The organism is Oleiphilus sp. HI0117, from assembly GCF_001635235.1.
Genome location: NZ_LWGA01000997.1, coordinates 1 through 1,261, shown reverse-complemented (window position 1 = coordinate 1,261; position 1,261 = coordinate 1). Strand labels below are relative to the sequence as shown.

The 1,261-nt window shown below is 42.7% G+C and carries 1 protein-coding gene; it reads right to left on the bottom strand.

Annotated features, from left to right (window positions below):
* Positions 1–969, bottom strand: a 969-nt coding sequence (locus A3757_RS17955) for an acyl-CoA dehydrogenase family protein (RefSeq protein WP_197470117.1), incomplete at its 3' end; no start/stop codon positions are given.
* Positions 970–1,261 lie beyond the last annotated feature (292 nt).

Sequence of the window (1,261 nt, the reverse complement as noted above, 5' to 3'; positions counted from 1 at the left end):
ACCTATCAAACCAGTGGTTTGTCCGCGCAATTTTTTATCCAGGGACTGGCCCTGCACACGTTCGACAGCATATTGATACGAGGCCTGAAAAGACTGTTCACTCATACCCACGCCTTGTAAGGAGGTTCCCAGACGCATCTCATTCATCATTTTGAACATGGCTTTAATACCGCCATTCTCTTCGCCAACCAGGAAGCCTTTTGCTTCTTCAAAGGCCATCGTGCAGGTAGGGTTGCTGTGTATCCCCATTTTTTCTTCAATACCAATACAACTAAGGGAGTTATATTCATTATTGTCTGGAAAAATTTTTGGCACCAAAAATAAAGATAGGCCTTTAATACCTTCAGGTGCACCCTTAATACGAGCGAGTACTAAATGAATAATATTGTCACTAGCGTCATGATCACCTGTAGAGATAAAGATTTTGGTACCTGATATCGCGTAACTGTTGTCAGCATTAATCTTTGCGCTACTTTTAATTTCACCTAGGTCGGAACCGCAATGAGATTCAGTTAAGCACATGGTGCCCGTCCAATTACCTGATACCATGTTGTGAAGGTAGGTTTGTTTTAATTCATCATTACCGAATGAAATCAGAGCTTTACATGCAGAGCTGGTGAGCGCTGTGAACATGCATAAAGATTGGTTGGTACTGGTCAACATTTCCGATACCTTTGAGCTAAGTGCTTCAGGTAGCGCTTGCCCACCCCACTCCTCTGGCATCGAGATTCCCATCCACCCTGCTTCAGAAAAAGCTTTAAATGCGTCGCGAATCTTAGGGTCTAGTAGTACTTTACCATCCTTGTAACGACAGCCATTTTGGTCTCCATGTTGATTGACGCTGCCCCAGACTTGCTCTGAAAACTCTGCAGCCTGGTCGAGAATTAAGCCCGCATCGTCATTGTCGATAGCAGAATTGCCCTTTATATGGAATTTCATATCAGTGATTGGCGCGCAATATTTCGACACGGTGCTATGCTCCTCTATTAATGTTCTTATCAATACGTCTATCAGTGTGCCGTACTTGTACTAAAGATTATTGCGATAGAAAAAATTTAGCACATTAACAAATGATAAGGACGTTATGAAAAGATTTGCATAGGATGAATATAAGCTAGGTCATTCAGACAAATGGATTCCCGCTCCAACCAGGTGGCCCTATTTTGCAGGGCAATTCACCTTGTATGTGGGAATGATGAGGGTGGAATGAACCTAAGAAAAAATTAAAAGCGTCAGCGGAGAGAGAGATGTCAGCAGAATT